At 71.0% G+C, this 21,357-nt stretch carries 22 protein-coding genes; 13 read left to right on the top strand and 9 right to left on the bottom strand.

All coding sequences use genetic code 11. The features are described from left to right. Nucleotides 1-143 precede the first annotated feature (143 nt). From FL583_RS06645 to FL583_RS06635, 3 genes are all read right to left on the bottom strand, one after another. Nucleotides 144-605, bottom strand: a complete 462-nt coding sequence (locus FL583_RS06645; protein WP_142703560.1) for a YdeI/OmpD-associated family protein — start codon at nucleotides 603-605, stop codon at nucleotides 144-146. A 553-nt stretch (nucleotides 606-1,158) separates the two neighbouring features. Then, complete coding sequence (locus FL583_RS06640) at nucleotides 1,159-1,518, bottom strand: VOC family protein (protein ID WP_142703559.1); 360 nt, start codon at nucleotides 1,516-1,518, stop codon at nucleotides 1,159-1,161. Nucleotides 1,519-1,562: 44 nt separating this feature from the next. Next, on the bottom strand, nucleotides 1,563-2,372 hold the full coding sequence (locus FL583_RS06635) for a tetratricopeptide repeat protein (RefSeq protein ID WP_142703558.1): 810 nt from the start codon (nucleotides 2,370-2,372) through the stop codon (nucleotides 1,563-1,565). Nucleotides 2,373-2,396: 24 nt separating this feature from the next. Between FL583_RS06635 and FL583_RS06630 the strand changes: the two genes are divergently transcribed. Both FL583_RS06630 and FL583_RS06625 read left to right on the top strand, forming a co-directional pair. Further along, nucleotides 2,397-3,137: a GNAT family N-acetyltransferase gene (locus FL583_RS06630; protein WP_142703557.1), complete on the top strand. Its 741-nt coding sequence runs from the start codon at nucleotides 2,397-2,399 to the stop codon at nucleotides 3,135-3,137. Between the two features lie 5 nt (nucleotides 3,138-3,142). After that, nucleotides 3,143-4,426 carry a replication-associated recombination protein A gene (locus tag FL583_RS06625; RefSeq protein ID WP_142703556.1) on the top strand — a complete coding sequence of 428 codons (1,284 nt, stop codon included), beginning with the start codon at nucleotides 3,143-3,145 and terminating at the stop codon, nucleotides 4,424-4,426. On the opposite strand, the gene FL583_RS06620 is transcribed toward FL583_RS06625, so the two are convergent. The 3 genes from FL583_RS06620 to FL583_RS06610 are packed head-to-tail and all read right to left on the bottom strand — an operon-like array spanning nucleotide 4,362 to nucleotide 6,848. Beyond that, nucleotides 4,362-5,855 carry a class I adenylate-forming enzyme family protein gene (locus FL583_RS06620; protein ID WP_142703555.1) on the bottom strand — a complete coding sequence of 498 codons (1,494 nt, stop codon included), beginning with the start codon at nucleotides 5,853-5,855 and terminating at the stop codon, nucleotides 4,362-4,364. The genes FL583_RS06625 and FL583_RS06620 overlap by 65 nt on opposite strands. A gap of 4 nt (nucleotides 5,856-5,859) precedes the next feature. Beyond that, entirely contained in the window at nucleotides 5,860-6,288 is a 429-nt protein-coding gene (locus FL583_RS06615; protein WP_142703554.1) for a MaoC family dehydratase, read from the bottom strand. 11 nt (nucleotides 6,289-6,299) lie between these two features. Continuing rightward, on the bottom strand, nucleotides 6,300-6,848 hold the full coding sequence (locus FL583_RS06610) for a hypothetical protein (RefSeq protein ID WP_142703553.1): 549 nt from the start codon (nucleotides 6,846-6,848) through the stop codon (nucleotides 6,300-6,302). 77 nt (nucleotides 6,849-6,925) lie between these two features. On the opposite strand from FL583_RS06610, the gene FL583_RS06605 reads away from it, so the two are divergent. Then, nucleotides 6,926-7,537 carry a TetR/AcrR family transcriptional regulator gene (locus tag FL583_RS06605; RefSeq protein WP_142703552.1) on the top strand — a complete coding sequence of 204 codons (612 nt, stop codon included), beginning with the start codon at nucleotides 6,926-6,928 and terminating at the stop codon, nucleotides 7,535-7,537. Here the strand turns inward: FL583_RS06605 and FL583_RS06600 are convergent. Continuing rightward, nucleotides 7,520-8,149: a TetR/AcrR family transcriptional regulator gene (locus tag FL583_RS06600; protein WP_142703551.1), complete on the bottom strand. Its 630-nt coding sequence runs from the start codon at nucleotides 8,147-8,149 to the stop codon at nucleotides 7,520-7,522. The genes FL583_RS06605 and FL583_RS06600 overlap by 18 nt on opposite strands. 179 nt (nucleotides 8,150-8,328) lie before the next feature. Between FL583_RS06600 and FL583_RS06595 the strand changes: the two genes are divergently transcribed. Continuing rightward, nucleotides 8,329-9,123, top strand: coding sequence for an SDR family NAD(P)-dependent oxidoreductase (locus tag FL583_RS06595; protein ID WP_142703550.1), 795 nt, complete (start codon nucleotides 8,329-8,331; stop codon nucleotides 9,121-9,123). A gap of 1 nt (nucleotide 9,124) precedes the next feature. Further along, complete coding sequence (locus FL583_RS06590) at nucleotides 9,125-10,639, top strand: acyl-CoA synthetase (protein ID WP_142703549.1); 1,515 nt, start codon at nucleotides 9,125-9,127, stop codon at nucleotides 10,637-10,639. On the opposite strand, the gene FL583_RS06585 is transcribed toward FL583_RS06590, so the two are convergent. Next, the gene (locus tag FL583_RS06585) at nucleotides 10,614-11,246 is read right to left on the bottom strand and encodes a TetR/AcrR family transcriptional regulator (protein ID WP_205751888.1); all 633 of its coding nucleotides are present in this window, start codon (nucleotides 11,244-11,246) and stop codon (nucleotides 10,614-10,616) included. The two genes, FL583_RS06590 and FL583_RS06585, sit on opposite strands and share 26 nt — an antisense overlap. Nucleotides 11,247-11,523: 277 nt before the next feature. Between FL583_RS06585 and FL583_RS06580 the strand changes: the two genes are divergently transcribed. The 8 genes from FL583_RS06580 to lipA all read left to right on the top strand — a co-directional run bounded on the left by FL583_RS06580 (nucleotide 11,524) and on the right by lipA (nucleotide 20,274). Further along, entirely contained in the window at nucleotides 11,524-12,591 is a 1,068-nt protein-coding gene (locus tag FL583_RS06580) for a zinc-dependent alcohol dehydrogenase (protein WP_142703548.1), read from the top strand. Continuing rightward, complete coding sequence (locus tag FL583_RS06575; protein ID WP_142703547.1) at nucleotides 12,588-13,361, top strand: SDR family NAD(P)-dependent oxidoreductase; 774 nt, start codon at nucleotides 12,588-12,590, stop codon at nucleotides 13,359-13,361. The genes FL583_RS06580 and FL583_RS06575 overlap by 4 nt, the downstream gene beginning before the upstream one ends. Nucleotides 13,362-13,473: 112 nt before the next feature. Next, a complete protein-coding gene (locus tag FL583_RS06570; RefSeq protein WP_142703546.1) occupies nucleotides 13,474-14,880 on the top strand; it encodes an MFS transporter in 1,407 nt (468 codons plus the stop codon). An 11-nt stretch (nucleotides 14,881-14,891) separates the two neighbouring features. Continuing rightward, nucleotides 14,892-15,845 carry a thiamine pyrophosphate-dependent dehydrogenase E1 component subunit alpha gene (locus FL583_RS06565; RefSeq protein ID WP_142703545.1) on the top strand — a complete coding sequence of 318 codons (954 nt, stop codon included), beginning with the start codon at nucleotides 14,892-14,894 and terminating at the stop codon, nucleotides 15,843-15,845. Between the two features lie 16 nt (nucleotides 15,846-15,861). Next, nucleotides 15,862-16,836: an alpha-ketoacid dehydrogenase subunit beta gene (locus FL583_RS06560; protein WP_142703544.1), complete on the top strand. Its 975-nt coding sequence runs from the start codon at nucleotides 15,862-15,864 to the stop codon at nucleotides 16,834-16,836. Further along, nucleotides 16,836-18,392 (top strand): 2-oxo acid dehydrogenase subunit E2, encoded by a 1,557-nt coding sequence (locus FL583_RS42375; RefSeq protein WP_142703543.1) that lies wholly within the window; start codon nucleotides 16,836-16,838, stop codon nucleotides 18,390-18,392. The genes FL583_RS06560 and FL583_RS42375 overlap by 1 nt, the downstream gene beginning before the upstream one ends. After that, nucleotides 18,389-19,369 carry a zinc-dependent alcohol dehydrogenase family protein gene (locus FL583_RS06550; RefSeq protein ID WP_142703542.1) on the top strand — a complete coding sequence of 327 codons (981 nt, stop codon included), beginning with the start codon at nucleotides 18,389-18,391 and terminating at the stop codon, nucleotides 19,367-19,369. Before FL583_RS42375 ends, FL583_RS06550 begins: the two co-directional genes overlap by 4 nt. Then, nucleotides 19,366-20,274: a lipoyl synthase gene (lipA, locus tag FL583_RS06545; protein ID WP_142703541.1), complete on the top strand. Its 909-nt coding sequence runs from the start codon at nucleotides 19,366-19,368 to the stop codon at nucleotides 20,272-20,274. The genes FL583_RS06550 and lipA overlap by 4 nt, the downstream gene beginning before the upstream one ends. Before the next feature lie 57 nt (nucleotides 20,275-20,331). On the opposite strand, the gene FL583_RS06540 is transcribed toward lipA, so the two are convergent. After that, nucleotides 20,332-21,300, bottom strand: coding sequence for a matrixin family metalloprotease (locus FL583_RS06540; RefSeq protein ID WP_142703540.1), 969 nt, complete (start codon nucleotides 21,298-21,300; stop codon nucleotides 20,332-20,334). Nucleotides 21,301-21,357 lie beyond the last annotated feature (57 nt).

Below are 21,357 nucleotides of genomic sequence, written 5' to 3'. Positions count from 1 at the left end.
AGTGGCGCGAAAGGCAAAGCCTGGCGCCCAGCGCACCGGTTGACCCTGCGCAGCGGGCGGCGCGGTGCGGTCGGGCGGCCGTTGGTGGGCGGTGGCCGGTCGGCGGTGGGCGCGGCTCCTGCGTGGTCTGGCGGGAGGAGGAGTTAGCGGGTTCGGCCTTCTCGGGCCATTTCTACGGTCTTGGCTACTCGGTCGGCTCGGGTTGCTTCGCGCTTGGCTTCGGTGATCCAGCGGACGAATTCCTTGCGGTGGGAGTACGCCAGAGCGTTGAACGCTTTCTCGGCGGGTGCGTCTGCGGCCAGAGCCTCGGCCAGGTCGGCGGGGACCTCGACCGTGCGTTCGCCTGCGTCGGACGTGATCTCCACGTCGTACGTCGAGCCGATCTCTACGCCGGCCTCGGCTCGGGCTGCCTTGGCCAGTCCGACCATGTTTTCGCCGCCCATTTTGGCGAGCCTCAGGGAGAGCGTCACGCCGTTGAGGGTCACTCGGACCGGGAAGGTCTTTTTGCCCTCGCCTAGGACGGATACCTGCTCGTCGGTGAGGACGAACGCGCCTGCTGGACCTCGGGGTTCCAGGGTGGCGGTCAGTTGCAACTTCTCTCCCATGCGATGCACGCTAACCCACTGATCGCGCCTTGATGGGGACGAATGACCGGATCAGTGGTTCTCTGGCCTCCTGCGCTGGCATCCGCGCTTGGGCGAGCCGGGCGGGGTGATCTGCTTCGGCTGGGGCTCGCCGTGGGCGCGGCGCCAGACTCGAGATGACGGGCGCTCCCGGTCTGCTTGGTGATCGCTACGCGATCGGCCCAGGGTTGTGGGTCACGCGCTGACCGCATTCAGCTGGGCACGGTGCGGCGACGACTGCCCGCCGCGTCGTTCAGGCCCACGATGTGCCCCGACGGGCACGGTCAACGCCAGGTGGCGGCACGGTCAGCGCCGGGGCGGGCGATCGCCTGGGCCGCGGCGGCCGGGTGAGCGCCTGTGCGCCAGGCGTGGCTTAGGCGTGGGTCGCCTCGGCTGCGTGCCGGCTAGGACCGCCGCCCGGCTCAGACCGCCGCCCGGCTCGCACCGCCACCCCGGCTCGCACCGCCACCCCGGCTCGCACCGCTGCCCCGGCTCGCACCGCTGCCCCGGCTCGCACCGCCACCCCGGCTCGGGCTCAGGACTCCGACCAGACGCCCAGTTCGTTGCCGCTCGGGTCGGCGAAGTGGAAGCGTCGGCCGCCGGGGAACTCGTACGGGCCGTTCGTCACTCGGCCGCCCGCTTTCTCGACCGCTTCCACCGACCGGTCGAGATCCGTCGAGAACAGGAGCACCAGCGGGCCGCCGGGACGGATCTCGTCACCGGCGGCCAGGCCGCCCACCTCGCCGGAGGTGCCCAGGATTCCGGCGTAGCCGGGGCCGTAGTCGGTGAACTGCCAGCCGAACGCGTCGGCGTAGAAGCGCTTGGCCGCCTCCAGGTCGGTGACCGTGAACTCGATGTAGTCGATCGCGTGATGGCGATGAGTCGGTTCCGTCATGCGCCGCAGTATGGCCCGCCCCTCCGACAATTCCGCCCGGTTGCTCAGAGTGCGTCGCGGGGGGTGAGGGCTCTCCCGGCCTCGTACTCGCGCCCGAACGCAGCTTCGCCCAGGGCCATGATCGCCTTCTCCCGGGCCGCTGACAGCTCTTGTGCGTCGTCCGGGTCGGGGACCTGGCCGATCTCGGCGTAGGCCGCGTCGGTGAGGCCGATCATGCGGGCCGCTAGCTCGTCATCTCCGTCGGCCGCGGCCAGGGCGGACGCGGCCACGCCGAGGTACGGCACGAACGAGTCGTAGCCCTCTCGGAAGACGCGCTCTCGGACCTCGGCGAACAGCTCTCGGGCCCGGTCCCGGTTGCCGAGTCGGAGCTCGGTGAAGGCCAGGTTGTACGACTCGGAGTTCACGGCCTCCGGCCGGCCCAGTTCCTCGTTCAGCGCGATGCTGGCCAGATACCGCTCGCGCGCGAGCTCGTAGTTCCCCGACAACCGTGCGACCGCCGCCAGCACATGCCGAGGCCTTTCTTCCAACCCCCGCCCACCGGCCTCCCGGCCACCCCCACCGGCCTCCCGGCCACCCCCACCAGCCTCCCGGCCACCCCCGCCACCCCCGCCGGCCTCCCGGCCGACCAAGCCGGCCGCACCCACCGCTACGGACAGCGCCTCCCGCGCCAACTCTTCCGCCCGTACCAGCTCACCCCCACGCAGCGCCACGCGCGACAGCGCGTACAGCGCCTCCACCTCCCCGGCCGCATCACCGGCCTCCCGCGCCCGGACGACCTCCGCCTTCGCCATCCCCACGACCGCGTCCGTGTCGCCCCGCCGGAACGCGCCGCGCACCGCGTCTTCGAACCCCACGTCACTCCTTCGTAGACTCGCCCGATGACCGTACGGGACCGCGCCGCGGCCGCCTGGCTCGACGCGATGGCCCGCTTCATGACCGCGAGCCCGCAGGGCTGGTACGCCGAGCTGGGCGGCGGCGCCGTCGTCGTCAGCGGCACCGAGTTCGCCTCGCTCAACACCGTGGTCAGCCTCGACCCCACCCCCGACCTGACCGCGCTCGAAACCCTCGCGACCGACGCCGGCACCCGACCTTTCCCCTGGTCGATGGTCGTCCGCAGCGACACAGCCGCGGACCTCGCCGCCCGCCACGGCCGGACCGCCCGCCACGACGGCCCGATGATGACCTGCCCCGCCCCGGACGTGAGACTGCCCGCCCCCGACACCACCATCCACCACGTCGGTCCCGACCACGCCAACGCCTACACCACCGCCCTCGCCCACGGCTTCGGCGTCCCCTCGGCCGCCTTCGGCGACCTGATGGGCGGCGACGTGCTCGACACCCCCGGCATCACCGGCTACCTCGCGTCCGCGTCCGGCCGGCCCGTCGCTACCGGCCTCGGCATCCGCAGCGGCGAGATGATCGGCGTCTTCAACGTCGCCGTGGTGCCGGAGGCCCGTAGGCGCGGCCTCGGCCGCGCGATGACCGCGCGGATCCTGTCCGACGGCTTCGCCGCCGGCGCCACCACCGCCTACCTGCAGCCGTCGGCCGACGGGTGGACGCTGTACGAGTCGATGGGCTTCCGGGTCGTGGACAGTTGGACGATCTTCGTCGCAGGGTAGGGGCCATGGACGAAGCGTTGCCGCTGTTCTCCGACGACACCCGCCCGCTGGCCGACCGCCTCCGCCCGCGGACGCTCGACGACGTCGTGGGGCAGGACCACCTGCTCGGGCCGGACGCGCCGCTGGCGCGGATGGTCGCGCAGCACCGGCTGGTCTCGATGATCCTGTGGGGGCCGCCCGGCTGCGGCAAGACGACGATCGCCCGGCTGCTGGCCGAGCAGAGCGACCTGGTCTTCGAACCGCTCTCGGCCACGTTCTCCGGCGTCGCCGACCTGCGCAAGGTCTTCGACGCGGCCAGGAAGCGGCGGACGATCGGCCAGGGCACGCTGCTGTTCGTCGACGAGATCCACCGCTTCAACCGCGCCCAGCAGGACAGCTTCCTGCCTTACGTGGAAGACGGCACGGTGATCCTGGTCGGGGCGACGACCGAGAACCCGAGCTTCGAACTGAACGGCGCGCTGCTCTCCCGCTGTCAGGTCTTCGTGCTCAAACGCTTGAATGACGACGCCCTGGAAACGCTCGTGGAGCGGGCCGGCCCGGTGAACCTCACCCCCGACGCCCGGCACGCCCTCGTCGCGCTGGCCGACGGTGACGGCCGCTACCTGCTCAACATGATCGAAGCCCTCCCCCCGGGCCCGCCGCTCGACGTCGCCGGCCTCGCCGCCCAGGTGCAGAAACGCGCGCCGCTCTACGACAAGAAGCAGGAGGGGCACTACAACCTGATCTCGGCGCTGCACAAGTCGATGCGCGGCTCCGACCCCGACGCCACGCTCTACTGGCTGGCCCGGATGCTCGAGGGCGGCGAGGACCCGCTCTACATCGCCCGCCGGCTGGTCCGGTTCGCCACCGAGGACGTCGGGATGGCCGACCCGCGGGCCGTGGAGCAGACGCTGGCCGCCTGGGACGTCTACGAGCGGCTCGGCTCCCCCGAGGGCGAGCTCGCGATCGCCCAGGCGGCCGTGTACCTGGCGACCGCACCCAAGTCCATCGCGGTGTACCGGGGGTTCGGCGAGGCCCGGGTCCGGGCGAAGAAGACCGGCAGCCTGATGCCGCCCGCGCACATCCTCAACGCCCCGACCCGGCTGATGCGGAAAATCGGCTACGGCGAGGGCTACCAGTACGACCCCGACACCGAGGACGGCTTCTCCGGCGCCGACTACTTCCCGGACGGGATGGAACGCGAGCAGTACTACCGGCCCACGACCAACGGCAACGAGGCCGAGGTCAGCGACCGCCTGGCTCGCTGGGAGGCTCTCCGCCGGCGAGGTCGTTCCGCAGGCGGTGCTTGAGGATCTTTCCCGACGCGGTCCGCGGGATCTCGTCGACGATCACCACCCGGCGGGGCGTCTTGTACCCGGCCAGCCGGGCCCGGGCGAACGTCCGGACGCTGTCCAGGTCGGGCGCCTCGCCGGTGGTCGCGATGACCGCGGTGACGGCCTCGCCCCAGTCGGCGTCGGGCAGGCCGATGACCGCGACGTCGTCGATCGCCGGGTGCTCGGCCAGCACGGCCTCGACCTCGGCCGGGTAGACGTTCTCGCCGCCGGTGATGATCATGTGGCTCTTCCGGTCGACCAGGTAGAGGTGACCGTCCTCGTCCAGGCGGCCGAGGTCGCCGAGCGTGAGCCAGTCGACGCCGTCGAGCGTGCGCGTCGCGTCCGCGGTGGCCTGCGGCCGGCCGTGGTACCCGGCCATCATGATCGGGCTGACGTAGATCAGCCCCACCTCGCCCGGCGCCACCGGCTGGTCGGTCTCGTCGAGCAGGACGACGTCGAACCCGGGCACCGCCGTGCCGACGCTCGACCCGAAGGCCCGCCCGGCCCGGTGCTCGATGTTCGTGATGATGCCGATCTCGGTGCCGCCGTAGAACTCGTGCAGCGCCGCGGTCGGGAACGCCCGCAGCGTGCCCTCCCGGGTCTCCGGGTGCAGCGGCGCGCCCGCGGTGACGATGCTGCGCAGCGACGACGTGTCGTGCTCCCGAGCCGCCGGGATCATCCGGTCGAGCATCGTCGGCACCGCGAAGCCGATCGTCGTCGCCCGGTGGGTCCCGATCTCGGTCAGCGCGGTGGCCGCGTCGAACCGGGACAGCAGCAGCACGGTGCCGCCGTAGTACAGCTGGGCCAGGCTGAACAGCGCCGGCGCCTCGTGGAACAGCGGGCCGGGCATCAGCATGACGTCGTCGGCGTCGTGCCGGTAGAGCCCGAACGACCGCCGGAAATGCTCGACGAACGCGCCCAGCGTCTGGACGCAGCCCTTCGGCCGTCCGGTCGTCCCGGACGTGTAGCCCTGGAAGAACACGGCGTCCGGGCCGGGTACCACAGCCTCGAGCGCCGATCCGCCGTCGATCAGCGCCGCGAGGTCGCGGATCACCGGGAGCCCCTCGGGGACGTCCAGCCCGTCCGCCGCGATCACCAGCGCCGCCCCCGAGTCCTCGAGGATGTAGGCGATCTCCGGGCCGGTCAGCGCGGCGTTGATCGGCACCAGCGGAAGGCCGCTGCGGGCCGCGGCCAGGTACAGCTCGAGGTACTCGATGCAGTTGGGCAGCAGGATCGCCACCCGGTCGCCGGGTTTCAGCCCGGTGGCGAGAAGCCCGGCGGCCAGCCGCCCGCTGCGGTCGTACAGCTCGGAGTAGCTGCGCCGGGCGTCCCCGCAGATCACCGCCGACGCATCGGCGCGGTGCCGGGCGTGCCAGCGCACCATTCCGTCCAACGACTCGTCCATCGCGTCAGTCCGGGACCGCGACGCGGAACGTGCCGACGGCGACGACGTCGCCGGTCGAGTCCGTGGCCCGCACGGCGACGACGACCGCGTTGCGGCCCGGCCCCAGCGGGTGCAGCTCGGTGATCGAGCCGGTGGCCCGGGTCGTCTCGCCGACCCGCACCGGCTTCGTGAACTTCGTCTGCATGGTGCGGATCTGCGCGCCCTCGGCGCGCCAGTGCCGGTCGACGACCGACGCCATCATCGACATCGTGAACATGCCGTGGGCCGCGGTGTCGGGCATGTGGAAGACCTGGGCCCGCTCGTTCCAGGGGATGTTCGTGTGCACCGGGTTGAAGTCCAGGTGGGCCACCGCGGCCAGGTCGATGATGTCCTGGGTGACCTGGTGTTCGACGGCCGGGAACTCGTAGCCCAGGGTCAGGTCGGCGAAGTGCATGGCGCTTCCTCTCACAGGCTCGCGTAACGGACCAGCTCGGCGCGGTTCGGCGGGATGATCAGCCGGGTGAACCAGACGGCCTTGAGCACGCCGTCCTGGTTGTGCAGCGCGACCTCGTCTTCGACGTAGGTCTTGTCGCGCCGGATCCACTTGTCCTGGTGGGTGATCGTCGCGGTGATCGTCTCGCCGACGACGAACGGCTCGAACAGCTCGATGTGCTGGCCCGGGTTGCGCGCGCCCGGGGACCGCAGCCAGCTGCCGATGCCGGTGTCGATGCACCAGAAGACGACCTGAACGACGAACAGCGGGTGCTGGCGCAGACCGCCGTGGGCGGCCGCGTACTCCGGGTCGACCAGCATCGGGTCGGTCTCCAGACAGGACCGGTTGAACGACAGGATGTCGTCCTCGGTCACCTCGAAGACGCGCATGCCCGGCCCGCTCGCGCCGATCTCGATCTCGTCCCAGGTCTCGTAGGACTCCACGCCCTTCGTGAAGTCCCACTCGAAGTCCTTCTGCTTGGCCGTCGTCGCGAACGCGGCCAGCCTCTCCACCATCGCCATGAGGCACCCCTAAATTAATAGATCGATCGTTAGGCTAATTCAACGGAGCTGGTCAGGGAAGGGTCTAGGGTGAACGCATGAGCGAAGCCGTGAAGCGCCCGGTGGGCCGGCCGCGACGCGACGACAACAGCGCCCAGGTCGTGCTGGCCGCGGCGGCCGACCTGTTCGCGACCCGCGGGTTCGACGCGACCTCGATGCGCGACATCTCCACCGCGGCCGGCGTGCAGCCCGCGTCGGTCTACTACCACTTCCGCTCGAAGGAGGCGCTGCTGGTCGCGATCGTCGACCGGGCCGCGACCGAGGTGGCCGACCGCGTCCGGCGGGCGGTGACCGCGGACGACCCGTGGGCCCGGCTGGAGCAGGCCTGCGCCGCCCACCTGACCGCGCTCCTGCACGGCGAGGGCGCGATGCGCGTCCTGGCCACCGAGATCCCGAGCCGGCGCAGCGGCGAGGTCCATCAGGCGATGCTGGCGATCCGGGACTCGTACGAGCAGGTGTTCCGCGACCTCGTCGCCGCGCTTCCGCTGCGCCCGAAGGTCGACCGCCGCTACGTGCGGCTGACGCTGCTCGGCGCGGTCAACTGGTCGCTGATCTGGTACCGCCCGGACGGCGACTCCCCGACCGTGATCGCCCGCCGGATCGTCGGTGTCATCCGCGACGGCGCGGCGAATTCAGGCTCGGGACAATAGGAACGGCAAGAACGCCCGCACCTGGGCGACGAGGTTCTCCAGCGCACTCGCGCGGCCGGTCAGGTACCCGAGAAGCGCCTGCTGGAAGACGCCGTCGAGCAGGCCGTACGCGGCCGGCGGGGTCGTCGTGGGCGAGCATCCGCTGAGCGTCGCGTACCGCTCGACGACCCGCCAGATCATGTCTTCGAGCGTCTGGTCGATCATCAGGACCGCTTCGCGCAGCCCCTCCTCGAACATGCTCTGGGTCCGCAGGTCGTACCAGAGGCGGTGCATCGGGGCCTCGTCGACGATCGTCTCGACGAGCTTGGCCGCGAACGCCTCGACCAGCGCGTCGGGCGTCTCGGAGGACGCGATCACCTCGTCGTAGCGCGTCACGCACTGGGCCTTGTAGTACCGGACACAGTAGATGATCAGCTCGAGCTTGTCGGCGAAGTAGTAGTGCACGACGCCGTGGCTGAACTCGGAGTTCGTGGCGATCTCGCGCAGGCTGCTGCGGGCGTAGCCGAGTTCTCCCAGCGTGCGCAGCGCGGACTCGGCCAGCTGCTTCCGCCGCTCCTCGTACTTGTCGGCCGGAGCCGTACGCGCCGTACGCGCCGTACGCATCGCCGCCATGCCACCCCCCTGACCCGAACCCCCGAGACCTGATCCTAAGAGCGGCCCCCACCCGATGTCTTGACAATTGACCAGCCGGATTTGGACGTCTGCCCAAACGAATCTTGACAAGCGTCAAGCGCCGGGCCGTAAGTTGTGATGGCCGCCACAGAGCCGTTCATGACGCAATGGAGCGCCCCATGAGTGTTTTCGACCTGACCGGACGCAAGGCCCTAGTCACCGGAGCAGCCCAGGGTCTCGGCGAGGGCATGGCCCAGGCACTCGCGGCCGCCGGCGCGCAGGTGATCGTCGCCGACGTGCAGGACGAACTCGGCACCAAGGTCGCCGAGTCCCTCGGCACGGGCCACGGATTCGTGCACCTCGACGTCACCGACGACGCCAACTGGGAAGCCGCGATCACCGCGGCCACCGAGCAACTCCACGGCCTCGACGTCGTCGTCAACAACGCCGGCGTCGAGATCACCAGCCTGCTGGTCGACGTCGAACCGGAGCAGATCCGCAGGCAGCTCGACATCAACCTGATGGGCACCACCCTCGGCCTCAAGCACGCGTTCCGGGCGATGCGCCCGGGCGGCGTCGCCGGCAACGGCGGCGCGGTCATCAACGTCGCGTCGGTCGCGGCGACGATCGCGTTCCCGGGCATCGCGGTCTACTCGGCGACGAAGTCCGGAGTGGACCGGCTGACCCGGGTGGCCGCGGCCGAATCCGGACGGCTCGGGTACGGCGTGCGGGTCAACGCGATCTACCCCGGGCTGGTGCCGACCGCGATGGGCGCCGGGCTGGCCAACGACTGCGCCCGGCTCGGCCTGTTCGGCTCGCCCGAGGAGGCCGTCGGCGCGGTCGTCGCGCTCACCCCGTCGGGCCGGCTGGGCGAGGTCTCCGACATGGCCGACGCGGTCGTGTTCCTGGCCTCCGACGCGTCCCGGTTCGTCAACGGGGCCGGTCTGCCGGTCGACGGCGGAATGGGCATGTGACGTGCGCCTGGTCGACTACCTCGACAAGGGGGCGTCGCTGGGCCCGGACGCCCCCTGCCTGACGACCGACGGCCGCACCAGCACCTATGCGGAGGTCGTCGCGCTCAGCGGACGCGTCGCCGCGGCTCTGGCCCGGCGGGGCGTCGAGCCCGGCGACAAGGTCGCGATCCTCTCGGCCAACGACCCGATCGCGTTCACCTGCGTGTTCGGGATCAGCCGGGCCGGTGCGGTGTGGTGCCCGATCAACCCGCGCAACGAGGTCGCCGAGAACCGCGAACTGCTCGACCTGTTCGAGTGCGGCACGCTGATCTTCCAGGAACACTTCGCGCCCCTGGTCGCCCAGCTGCGGTTGGAAAAACTCACGACGCTCGTCTGCCTCGACGGATACGTCGACGGCGCCCTCACCTGGGACGAGTTCCTCACCGAGGGTGACGTCAACCGCCCGGCCGACGACGACCTGGCGATGATCGTCGGCACCGGCGGAACCACCGGACGGCCGAAGGGCGTCATGCTCACCGGGGCGAACCTCGAGGCGATGACCGCGCTGACGCTGATGAGCTACCCGTTCGAGGGACGCCCGACCTACCTCGCGCTGGCGCCGCTCACCCACGCGGCCGGCGTGCTGTGCTTCCCGGTGCTGTCGCTGGGCGGCGAGATCGTCGTGATGCGCGATCCGGATGTCGGCGAGTTCCTGGCGAACATCGAGAAGCACCAGGTCACGCATACCTTCCTGCCACCGACGCTGATCTACATGATCCTGGACCATCCGGCGCTGGTCACCGCGGATCTGAGAAGCCTCCAGTGCTTCTGGTACGGCGCGGCGCCGATGTCGGCCACCCGCCTCGCCGAGGCGCTGGAGCGGATCGGACCCATGGGCCAGCTGTTCGGCCAGACCGAGGCGCCGATGATGATCTCGACGCTGGCTCCCCGCGACCACTTCCGCCCGGACGGATCGGTCGCGACCGAAAGGCTCTCCTCGGCCGGACGGCCGTCACCCTTGGTGACGGTCGGGATCATGGCCGAGGACGGCGCCCTGCTCCGGAGGGGTGAGCGGGGCGAGATCGTGGTGCGCGGCTCGCTGGTGATGCGTGGCTACTACCGGAATCCCCAGGCCACCGCAGCAGCGAGCGCGCACGGCTGGCACCACACCGGTGACATCGGCTACCTCGACGAGGACAACGTCCTGTTCATCGTCGACCGGGCCAAGGACATGGTGATCACCGGTGGCTTCAACGTGTACTCCACCGAGGTCGAGCAGGCCGTTCTCGCGCACCCCGCCGTTCAGGACTGCGCGGTGATCGGCCTGCCCGACGAGAAGTGGGGTGAACGGGTCACCGCGGTGGTCCAGCTCAAGCGCGGCCAGACCCTGGACCCGAGCGAACTGCGGGCCTTCGTCAAGCAGCGCATCGGCAGCGTCAAGACACCGAAGCAGGTCGAGATCTGGCCCGACCTGCCCCGCTCCAAGGTCGGGAAGATCCTGAAGAACGAGATCAAATCAACGTTCGCGACGGGGTAGCCGCGACCCCGCGCACGAAGATGTCCCAGAACTGGAACGCGATCTCGCGCGGCTGCAATGGCCCGCCGGCCCGGTACCACTGGTAGGCCCAGTTGCACATGCCGAACAGCCCGAGCGCGGTCAGCCGCGGCTCGAGGTCACGGAACACCCCGCTGGTGACGCCGGCCTTGATCGTGCGCGTCACGGCTTCCTCGTACCGGTCGCGCTTGGCCCGCATGTCGGGCTGGGCGGCGTCCGGGAGCTCGCGGTGGTGTTCGAAGAACACCCGCAGGTGACCGCGGTGGGTCTCCATCAGCTCGAGGATGTCGACCATCACCTCGAGCAGCATCTGCTCGGGCGGTAGCCCGGCGCGCTGGCGCCGCTCCTCCTTCTCCAGCAGCAGGTCGATGAACTCCTCGTGGATCGAGCTGAGGATCTCTTCCTTGCTGCGGAAGTAGTGGTAGAGCGTCGGCTTGGCGATGCCGATCGTCTTCGCGATGTCGTCCATCGTGGTCTGGCTGTAGCCGCTGCGGTCGAAGAGCTCGGCGGCCGCGGTGATGATCTCCTGCCGCCGGTCGTCGAGGCTCATCTGTCGTCGCGCCGACCGCGCGGTCTTCGGGTTCGCCATCGCGGCTCTCCCCCTCATCGAAGTCGTGACGAGCACAGTAGCACCGGGTAGCCGCTGGCGACCGACCAGTCGTTCGAGTGGGCCCGAGTACTTCCCTCGTCTCGGCATTTAGGCCCGTTCTGGGTGCTCTTCGTGATGACTACACAACTGCCAGGTGCGAAATCGGCCCAGCGGTGACCCTTGACACACCCGTAAACGGGGTACGAGACTCCCCCCAACCGACCCGTCGGTCGGGAGCTCGCTCGGACCCCAGACATCGGTGTTCTGGAGGATTTTCATGACGGAGAAGATGAGGGCCGCCGTCTACGAGGCCCCCGAGAAGATCGTCGTGCACGACCTGCCGGTGCCGAACTGCGGATCGCACGACGTGTTAGTCCGGGTTCGTGCCTGCGGAGTGTGCGGATCGGACGTGCACACCTACAAGAAGGGCATGTACGTCCAGCCCGGCCAGGTGGTCGGGCACGAGTTCATCGGTGAGGCCGTCGTCGTCGGCGACCAGATCGAGGGCATCGCGGTGGGCGACCGGGTCACCGGCTTCACGATGGGCTTCTGCGGGAAGTGCTTCTGGTGCCAGCGCGGCCAGTACGGCCTCTGCCCGGAGATCTTCGCCAACTCGATGGGGTACGGACGCCCCGGCGCGTTCGCCGACTACGTGCTGATCGAGCGGGCCGTGCTCGGCGCCAGCGTCCACCGCGTCCCCGACTCGGTCCCGGTCACCGCGGCTGCCACCGTCGAGCCGGTCTCGGTCGCGGTCGGCACGGTCACGATGGCCGAGGTCCAGCCGGGTGACTCGGTCGTCGTCCTCGGCGGCGGCCTGATCGGCAACGCCTGCCTGCAGGTCGCGAAGGCGTCGGGCGCCGGGAAGGTCGTCCTCGTCGAGGTCAGCCCGAGCCGGCTGGCGGCGGCCGAGGCCGCCGGAGCCGACGCGGTGTTCGACGCGCGGACCGGTGACCCTCTCGAATGGGTCAAGCAGGAGATCGGCGTCGGACGCTATCACTTCGGTGAAGGCGGCATGGCGGACGTCGTGATCGAAGCCGCCGGGGCGCCCCAGACGATCGTCCAGTCGTTCGAGATGGTCCGGTCGGGCGGCACGATCGCGTTCGTCGGACTGCCCGAGAACCCGGCGCCGATCGACACGACGAAGATCGTCCACAAGGCACCGCGCATCGTCGGCTGCCTGGGTGGCGACTTCGGCCGCTCGATCGAGCTGCTCGCCACCGAGCAGGTGAAGACCGAGCCGCTGGTCACCCACACGTTCGACCTCGACGACGTCGACGAGGCGTTCCGCACCCAGCTCCGGGCCGACGACGTGATGAAGGTCGTCGTCACGATGGACGCCTCGTGACCGGGCTCCAGGGTGCCGTCGTCATCGTCACCGGTGGCGCGAGCGGCCAGGGACTGGCCGCCACCCGGCTGTTCGCCGAGCGGGGCAGCACGGTGGTGATCGCGGACTGGAACCGGACCGGCGCCGAGGAGGCCGCGGCCAAGCTGACCGCCGACGGCACGCCGGCCCTCGGGATCCAGGTCGACGTCTCCGACGAGGCCGCGGTCGCGGCCATGGTCGACGCGACGATGGACCGCTTCGGCCGGATCGACGTCCTGTTCAACAACGCCGGGGTCGGCTTCAGCGCCCGCTCCCGCTACGCGATGGCGAGCGTCGTCGACACCCCGGCCGAGGACTGGGACGCGATTCTCGCGATCAACCTCAAGGGCCCGGCCCTCTGCTGCAAGCACGTGCTACCGATCATGGCGACGCAGGGCCGCGGCGCCGTCGTCAACAACGCGTCGATCAACGGCCTGGTCGCGATGCCCGGTGCGGACGCCTACACCGCGGCGAAGGGCGGGCTGGTCGCCCTGACCAGGGTGCTGGCCGCCGACTGGGGCCCCCGTGGCGTCCGCGTGAACTGCATCTGCCCTGGTGGCGTGGACACGCCGATGATCTCGGAGATCCTGCACGCCGACGGGGGCCGGGAGGCCGCCGCGGCCGGAAACCCGCTCGGACGGGTGGCCCGGCCGGACGAGATCGCGTCGGTCGCGGTCTTCCTGGCCTCGGACGCCGCGTCGTACGTCAACGGGGTCATCCTCCCCGTCGACGGAGGCCACACCGCTCTCTGAGCCCCCGACAGGCCGGCGCCGACCGCGCGCCGGTCAGTACCGCTCCTTCCCGCTCGCAACGCCGCCCGCAAACCGGCGCGCCTCGTCGCGCCCGTCAGAGTCGGAGCCCCCCATGTCACTCGCCGCCCCCGTCGCCAGAACGGAGCGCCTCTTCGCTGGTAAGCGAGGCCTCCTGCTCGGCACCGTCCTGTTCGTCAACTTCGTGGTCTGGCTCGACAGCGCGAAGTTCAGCCTGCTCAACCCATACTGGTCGGCCGACCTGCACCTGACGCCGGCGCAGATCTCCAGCGTCGTCGCGTCGTACCTGCTCGGGTACTTCCCGCTGCTGCTGCTGGCCGGCATCCTCTCCGACCGGCTCGGCGCCAAGCTGATGCTGATCATCTGCGTGCTCGGCGTCACGGTGCTCTCGGCGAGCATGGCGTTCGTCCACACGTACACCGAGATGTGGTGGCGGAACTTCGTCTTCGGCATCTTCTTCGGGTTCCTGTGGGCGCCGTCGCAACGATTGCTGGCGCTGTGGTTCCCCGGTGCCCTGGGTGCCCGGGCCACCGCGACCTGGATGAGCTCGACGCTGATCGCCGGTGTGCTCTCCCCCGCGATCGCGCTGCCGCTGGCCAACCACCTGTCGTGGCGGGACGCGTTCTGGATCGTCGCCGCGCTCGGCATCCCGGCACTGCTCGGGCTGATCTTCCTGGTCGCCGACAAGCCGGAGAAGATGCGCGGGATCTCGCGCGAGGAGGTCGACCACATCCAGGCCGGGTTCTCGGCGCAGACCGAGGCCAAGCTGCCGTTCCGCGAGGTGCTGAAGGCGCTGCGCAAGCCGAGCATCGTGACGATGGCCATCGCCACCGCGCTGGCCACGACGCCGACCTGGCTGGCCGGGCCGTGGATGCCGTACGGCCTGCTGACGCTGGAGAAGGTCGACCCCGACCTGATCGCCTGGGTCAGCCCGCTGGTCGCGGTCGTCCCGGTGGCGGTCGGCCTGTTCAGCGGCACGCTCGTCACCAGGTTCTTCGGCGGCCGGCTCAAGCCGTGGCTGATCCTCGGCCCGCTCTGCGGGGCGATCGGCTTCGCGCTGGCCGCGCTGTTCCCGGGCACGCCGTGGCTGCTGTGGGGTCTGGCCATCGGTGCGCTGGCGTTCCTGTGCGACCCGCTGTTCTGGGGCAACGTCAACAGCTACTGGGCCGGGATCGCCCGTCCGGAGGTCACCGGCACGCTGAACGGTCTCGCCGCCTGCCTGCAGGTCGCGGTCGGCTGGTACATCACGAACGAGAGCGGCAAGTGGCTCGACGCGTCGGCGACCGGGCGCGGGCAGCTGTCGCCGATCCTCTGGGTCGGTGCGGCGATCTTCGCGGTCGCGATCATCCCGGTGGCGCTCTCCCGGGAGATCCGGGTGTCGAAGCGGGTGGTCGACCACGGGCCCGGCCCGCGCGAGGTGCTCGCTCAGCAGGCGGTGCCGGAGATGCCGGCCATGCTCACCGAGCCGGCCGAGGTCATCGCCCCCGAGAAGCGGTCCTGAAGGAGTTTCCGATGTCTGACAGTCTCGCGCTCTACGAGATGATGGTCCGCTGCAACGTCTGGGAGCAGAAGCTCCTGTGGATGATCGACGAGGGCCTGGTCTCCGGCTTCTTCCACGCCGGACGCGGCCAGGAGGCGATCCCGGTCGGCGCGTGCTCGGTGCTCCGGGAGGACGACTACCTGCTCTACGCCCACCGGGGCATCGGGTACCTGATCGCCAAGGGCCTGGGCATGGAGAAGCTGTTCGGCGACTTCCTGGCCAACAGCGCGGGCACGACCGGCGGCCTGGGCGCGGGGATCGTCCACATCGCCTGGCCGGAGCTGGGGATCCTCGGGCAGTCGGGGACCCTCGGCGGGTCGTTCCCGATCGCGACCGGCGCCGGCCTCTCGGCCCAGTACCGCGGCACCGACCAGGTCGTGCTGACGTTCTTCGGTGACGGCACGTCGGCCCGGGGGACGCTGCACGAATCGCTGAACGCGTCGAAGCTGTGGAACCTGCCGGTGATCTGGCTCTGCGAGAACAACGGCGTCGGCGCGACCGTCGCGAACGAGCGGATGCTGGCCAACCAGGACGTCGCCGATCTGGCCCTGGGGTACAAGATCCCGGCGGTGACCGTCGACGGGCAGGACGTCGAGGCGGTGCAATCGGCGGTGCAGACGGCCGTCGACCGGGCCCGCAACGGCGGCGGGCCGACGTTCATCGAAGCCAAGACCCACCGCTTCCGCGGTCACTACGAGGGTGACCCGCAGCTCTGGCGGGACCGCGACGAACTGCGTCGCCTCCGCAAGGAGAAGGACCCGATCGTGCTGTTCGCGGACCGTCTCGTTGCCGACGGCCGGGCTTCGGCCGATCAGCTCGCCTCGATCACCACTTCTGTCCGAGCCGAGGTGGACGCGGCGGCAGAGCTGGCTCTGGCCGCACCGCCGCCTGCTGACGACCGTATCTACCAGGGCGTTTACGCGTGATTCGGGGGTTTGCGTCATGACGCGGGAAATTTCGATGGGACAGGCGATCCACGAGGCGTTGTTCGAGGAGATGGAGCGGGACGACACCGTCTTCTTCTTCGGCGAGGACGTCGGCGAGGCCGGCGGTGTGTTCGGCGAGACCCAGGGCATGCAGCAGAAGTTCGGTGCCAAGCGGGTGTTCGACACCCCGATCGCCGAGTCGATGATCGTCGGGGCCGCGGTCGGGGCGGCGATCACCGGGCTGCGGCCGATCGTCGAGCTGCAGTTCGCGGACTTCGTCTCGGTGGCGATGGACGAGATCTACAACAAGGCCGCGAAGTGGCGGTACATGCACGGTGGGCTGTTCACGGTGCCGCTGGTGATCTTCGCGGCCGAGGGTGCGGCCGGTGGGGCCGGACCGGAGCACTCGCAGTGCCCGGAGGCGCTGTTCTACTCGGCGTTCGGGCTGCAGGTGGTGACGCCGTCGACGCCGGCCGACGCGAAGGGGCTGCTGAAGTCGGCGATCCGGAGCGACAACCCGGTGCTGTTCCTGGAGCACAAGGCGCTGGCGAACACGTCGGGTGAGGTGCCGTCCGGGGAGCATCTGGTGCCGCTCGGGGTCGCGGACGTGAAGCGTTCGGGGTCGGACGTCACGATCGTGGCCTGGTCGAACATGGTGCTGCGGGCTCTGGAGGCGGCCTCCGAGCTGGCGGCCGACGGGATCTCGGTCGAGGTCGTGGACCCGCGGGGGATCAACCCGCTCGACATGGACACGATCTTGGCGTCGGTGCGCAAGACCGGGCGGGTCGTGCTGGCGCACGAGGCCGCGGTGACCGGTGGGCCGGCGTCCGAGGTGCTGGCGCGGATCACCGAGCAGGCCTGGGACTGGCTGCAGTCGCCGGTGAAGCGGGTCGGGGCGCCGGACATCCCGATGCCGCAGAGCATCGCGCTGGAGCAGCGGGTCGTGCCCGGGACCAGTGACATCGTCGCCGCGGTGAAGGAAATCATCTGATGCATATTCTGCATTTGCCGCGGTTGGGGCAGACGATGCAGGTCGGTGTGATCACGAACTGGGTCGTCGAGGTCGGGAAGCCGTTCGAGGTCGGGGACGTGCTGTACGAGCTCGAGACCGAGAAGAACCGGGTCGAGATCGAGGCGAAGGTGCCGGGGACGTTGCGGCGGATCCTGGTGGCCGACAATGAGCCGCTGGACATCGGGACGTCGATCGCGGCGGTGGCGGATCCGGGCGAAGAGGTGGACGATCCCGCGATCGACGCCGCCCTCGCCGCGGAGGCGACCGGCGCGCCGGCGCCGACCGACGCCCCGGCGGTCGCGGCCCCGCCCAGCGCGGGCGCGGTCGCGGTCGCGGGTACGGGTGCGAGCGCGCCTGGCGCGGACGCGGGGGCGCCGAGCGCGGGCGCGCCTGGCGCGGGTGCGGGTGCGGGTGCGCAGAGCGCGGGAGCTGGTGTGATCGGCGGGGGGACGCCGGGGGCGGGTGCGGAGGTGCCGGCGGTGCTGGCCGGCGCCTCGCCGACCGCAGTGGGTTCCGGGGCGGCGGCGGCCGGTGCCGGGTCGGTGGGGGTCGACCTGCGGCCGGGTGGAGCATCGGCGAACGGGACTGGATCGGACGGTGGGGGGCCGGGGCGGCGGCGGGTCGTGCCTCGGGCTCGGCGGGTCGCTCGGGATCTCGGGGTGGACCTCGACGGGGTCGCCGGATCCGGCCCGGAGGGCCAGGTCACGATCGCCGATGTCGAAGCCTTCGCCGTGGCCCGCGCCACCGCGGCGCAATCCGCCGCGCCCGCGGCGCTCGCCGACCCAACGGCCGGCAGGACCGCGGCCGCCGGCACCGTGGCCGCCGGCAGCGCGGCCGACAGCGTCCCGGCCGGGGCGCGCGGTGGGTGGTCCGTGGGGGCCGACGGGGGGCGGTTCGAGCAGTTGGCCGGGGTACCCCGGGCGATGGCGGACAGCGTCTCGCGCGCCTGGCGCGACATCCCCCAGTTCGTCCAGCAGATCACGGTCGACGCCACTGGCCTGCTTGCCCGGCGCGAGACCCCGAACGGCCGGGCGACCCTCACCGACCTCGTCATCTCCGCGGTGGCCGCCGCCCTCGGCGAGGTCCCCCAGGTCAACGCCCGCTACCACGACGGCGGCCTCGAGCACTACGACCTCACCAACGTCGGAGTAGCCGTGGCCACCGACCGCGGCCTGATCGTCCCGACGATCGCCGGCGTCAACCCGGTCGACGTGACCGGCATCGGCCGCCGCCTGCGCGAACTGACCGACCGGGCGCAACACGGCACGCTCCGCGCCGACGACCAGGCCCCGGCCGCGGTCACGGTCTCGAACCTCGGCCGCTACGGCGTCGAGACCGGAGTACCCCTGGTCACCGAGGGCCAGACCGCGCTCGTCTTCGTCGGAGCAGTCGTCGAACGCGTGGCGGTCGTGAACGGCGGGATCGTGGTGCAGCCCCAGATGGGCATCGCGATCGCCTACGACCACCGGGTCCTCGACGGTCTCACCGCGGCGAAGTTCACCGGCGCGCTCAAGGCGCGCCTGGAGGCGCGATGATGCGCCAGGTGGTCCAGCGCCGGACCGGGGTCCCGTGGGAGGTCGCCGAGGTCGACCACGTGCCGGTGCCCCAGCCCGGCCCGGGCGAGGTGCTGATCAAGCTGGTCGCGGCCCCGATCAACCCGGCCGAGCTGCTGATGTTCGAGGGTCGCTACGGCTACGGCGAGACCGTGCCGCCGCTCCCCCGCAAGGCCGGCATCGAGGGCGTGGGCGAGGTCGCCGGTGGGGCCACCGACGTGCTGCCGCTCGGGACCCCGGTGGCGCTGCTGGGGGTCGACGGGCTGTGGTCGGACTACTGCGTGCTCCCGGCCGCGGCGGCACTGACCCTGCCCGCGGACGTCGACCGGTACCAGCTCGCGATGGGTCTGGTGAACCCGCAGGCCGTGCTGCTCCTGCTCGAAGACCACGTCCCGCTCGGACCGGGCGACTGGATCGTCCAGAACGCGGCCAACTCCGCGTTCGGCCGGATCCTCGACGCGATCGCTTACCGCCGCGGGCACCGCGTCGTCAACGTCGTCCGTTCGGAAAAGGCAGCGGCCTCGCTGCGCGAGGCGCGCGGTCCGGTGGTCGTGGACGGGCCGGACCTGACCGAGAGGGTTCTGGACGCGACCGGGGGCGCGCGCCCCCGGCTGGCGGTGGACGCGGTGGGCGGGGCCGCCACCGGGCGGCTGGGACACACGCTCGAGCCGGGCGGGGTGATCTCGAACTACGGGCTACTGTCCGGGGAGCCGTGCCAGGTCGACGCCGAGCTGATCGTGTTCCACGGCGTCCGCTTGGAGGGGTACTGGACGCCCCGGTCGATGGCCGCGCGCTCCGACGAGCAGCGGGCCGCGGTGTTCAAGGACGCGTTCGAGCTGCTGGCGACCGGCGCGTTCGACGTTCCGGTCGAGGCGACGTACTCGCTGGACGACGTCGCCGAGGCGCTGCGTCACTCGGCCCGGGGCGGGCGCGCGGGAAAGATCCTGGTGACCCCGTGACCGCGGTCGTGCCGGAGGGGCGCAAGCTCCTCCGGCTGGAGGTCCGGAACGCGGAGACGCCGATCGAGCGGAAGCCGCCCTGGCTGACCGTCCGGGCCCGGACCGGGCCGTCCTACACGGCGATCAGCGCGCTGGTGGAGCGGGAGAACCTGCACACGGTGTGCCAGGAGGCCGGGTGCCCGAACATCTACGAGTGCTGGGAGGACCGGGAGGCGACGTTCCTCATCGGCGGCGACCGCTGCACCCGGCGCTGCGATTTCTGCCAGATCGACACGGGGAAGCCGGTCGCGTTCGACCGGGATGAGCCGCGCCGGGTGGCGGAATCGGTCGCCGCGATGGGGTTGCGGTATGCGACGGTCACCGGCGTCGCCCGGGACGATCTGCCTGACGGCGGAGCATGGCTGTACGCGGAGACGGTCCGGCAGATCCGGGTGGTGAGCCCGGGCACGCGGGTCGAGCTGCTGGTGCCGGACCTGCTCGGCGAGGTGCTGGAGGCCGCGCCGGACGTGCTGGCGCACAACCTGGAGACGGTGCCGAGGATCTTCAAGCGGATCCGTCCGGGGTTCCGGTACTCGCGGTCGCTGGACGTGCTCCGGCAGGCCCGGGCGGCCGGGCTGGTGACGAAGTCGAACCTGATCCTGGGCCTGGGTGAGACGGATTCCGAGGTGCGGTCGGCGTTGGCGGATCTGCGGGAGGCGGGCTGCGACATCGTGACGATCACGCAGTATCTGCGCCCGACACCGCGCCATCATCCGGTGGAGCGGTGGGTGCGGCCGGAGGAGTTCGTTTCGTTGGCCGCCGAGGCTACGGCGATGGGGTTCGCGGGGGTGCTGGCCGGGCCGCTGGTGCGGTCGTCCTACCGGGCCGGGCGGTTGTTCGCCCAGGCGGCCGGCCGTCGTCAGTGAGAAACGGCGGCCCGTCCGCGCGAGGGGCGCAGACGGACCGCCGTGGATCGGGAGGTCTTACTTCGTGCCGTACATCGACTTGAGGCCGCTGTAGTCGCCGAGGCCGAGCGTGCGCTTGCCGATCGTGCAGGCGCTCAGGGCCGGGGTCATGACGGCGCTGGCGTGGGCGGTCTGGTCGACGTGGTTCAGGCCCAGCGAGTGGCCACGCTCGTGCAGGACCACCGACTGCAGGTCGTACGCGCCGCTGCAGTTCGCGGTCGAGGTGAAGAACTTGTACTGGGTGTTGAGCGCGGTGTCGGTGCCGGTCGCGGTCTTCACGCCGTTGACCGTCTTGAAGTACGTGCAGGTCATCCCCAGCCAGCGACCCGAGCCGGCGACCCAGCCGATGACGTTCCGGCCGTCGTTGCCGGTGCAGTTGCCGGCCGCGCCGACCTGCGGGGTGGCGGCGGTCTGGCCGACGTAGGCCGGGGTCAGGCCGAGCGACTTCTGGCCACAGGCCGAGGTCAGCGCAGTGGTGCCGGCGCTGATCGCGGTCGCCGCGGTCGTCGAGATCGCGGCCGGCGCGCCGGCCGGGTTGTAGTACCACTTGAAGTCGTTGAGCTTCCAGCCGGACAGCGAGTAGGCCGCGTCGGTGCAGGTCTTGGCCGAGTCGGTCCGGGTCGTGCTGGGGGCGGCGGCCTGGGCGACGGAACGGTCCGCGGCCGGCTTCGACGCGTGACGGTGCGCGTCGGTCTTGACGACGACCGCACCGTCGGCCGCGCGGGTGACGGTCAGCGAGATCTCGCCCGAGGTGCTCTCGGCGGCGGCCTGGACGCCCTCGCCCGCGGCCGGGATGCGGACTGAGATGCCCTGGTAGGAGACGGTCTGGGCGGTGCGGACGATAGCGTCGTCGTGGGCGTCGGCGGGGCCTTCGGTGACGGGAGCAGCGATGCCTGCGGTGACCGCGACGGCGGCGGCGAGGGCAGCGAGCGCGGCGACCGGGGTGGTCGGGGCGGAGGCGGTCCGGAGGTTCAGCAGGTTACGCATGCCCTCCATGTCGGGAGGGCCGAGTGCGCCGGACGGTGCCGAAAAGTTTCCCCTCGG

Source organism: Cryptosporangium phraense, assembly GCF_006912135.1.
Classification (GTDB): Bacteria; Actinomycetota; Actinomycetes; order Mycobacteriales; family Cryptosporangiaceae; genus Cryptosporangium; species Cryptosporangium phraense.
The sequence above is the reverse complement of the archived record's forward strand: the minus strand, read 5'-3'. Positions and strand labels throughout refer to the sequence as shown.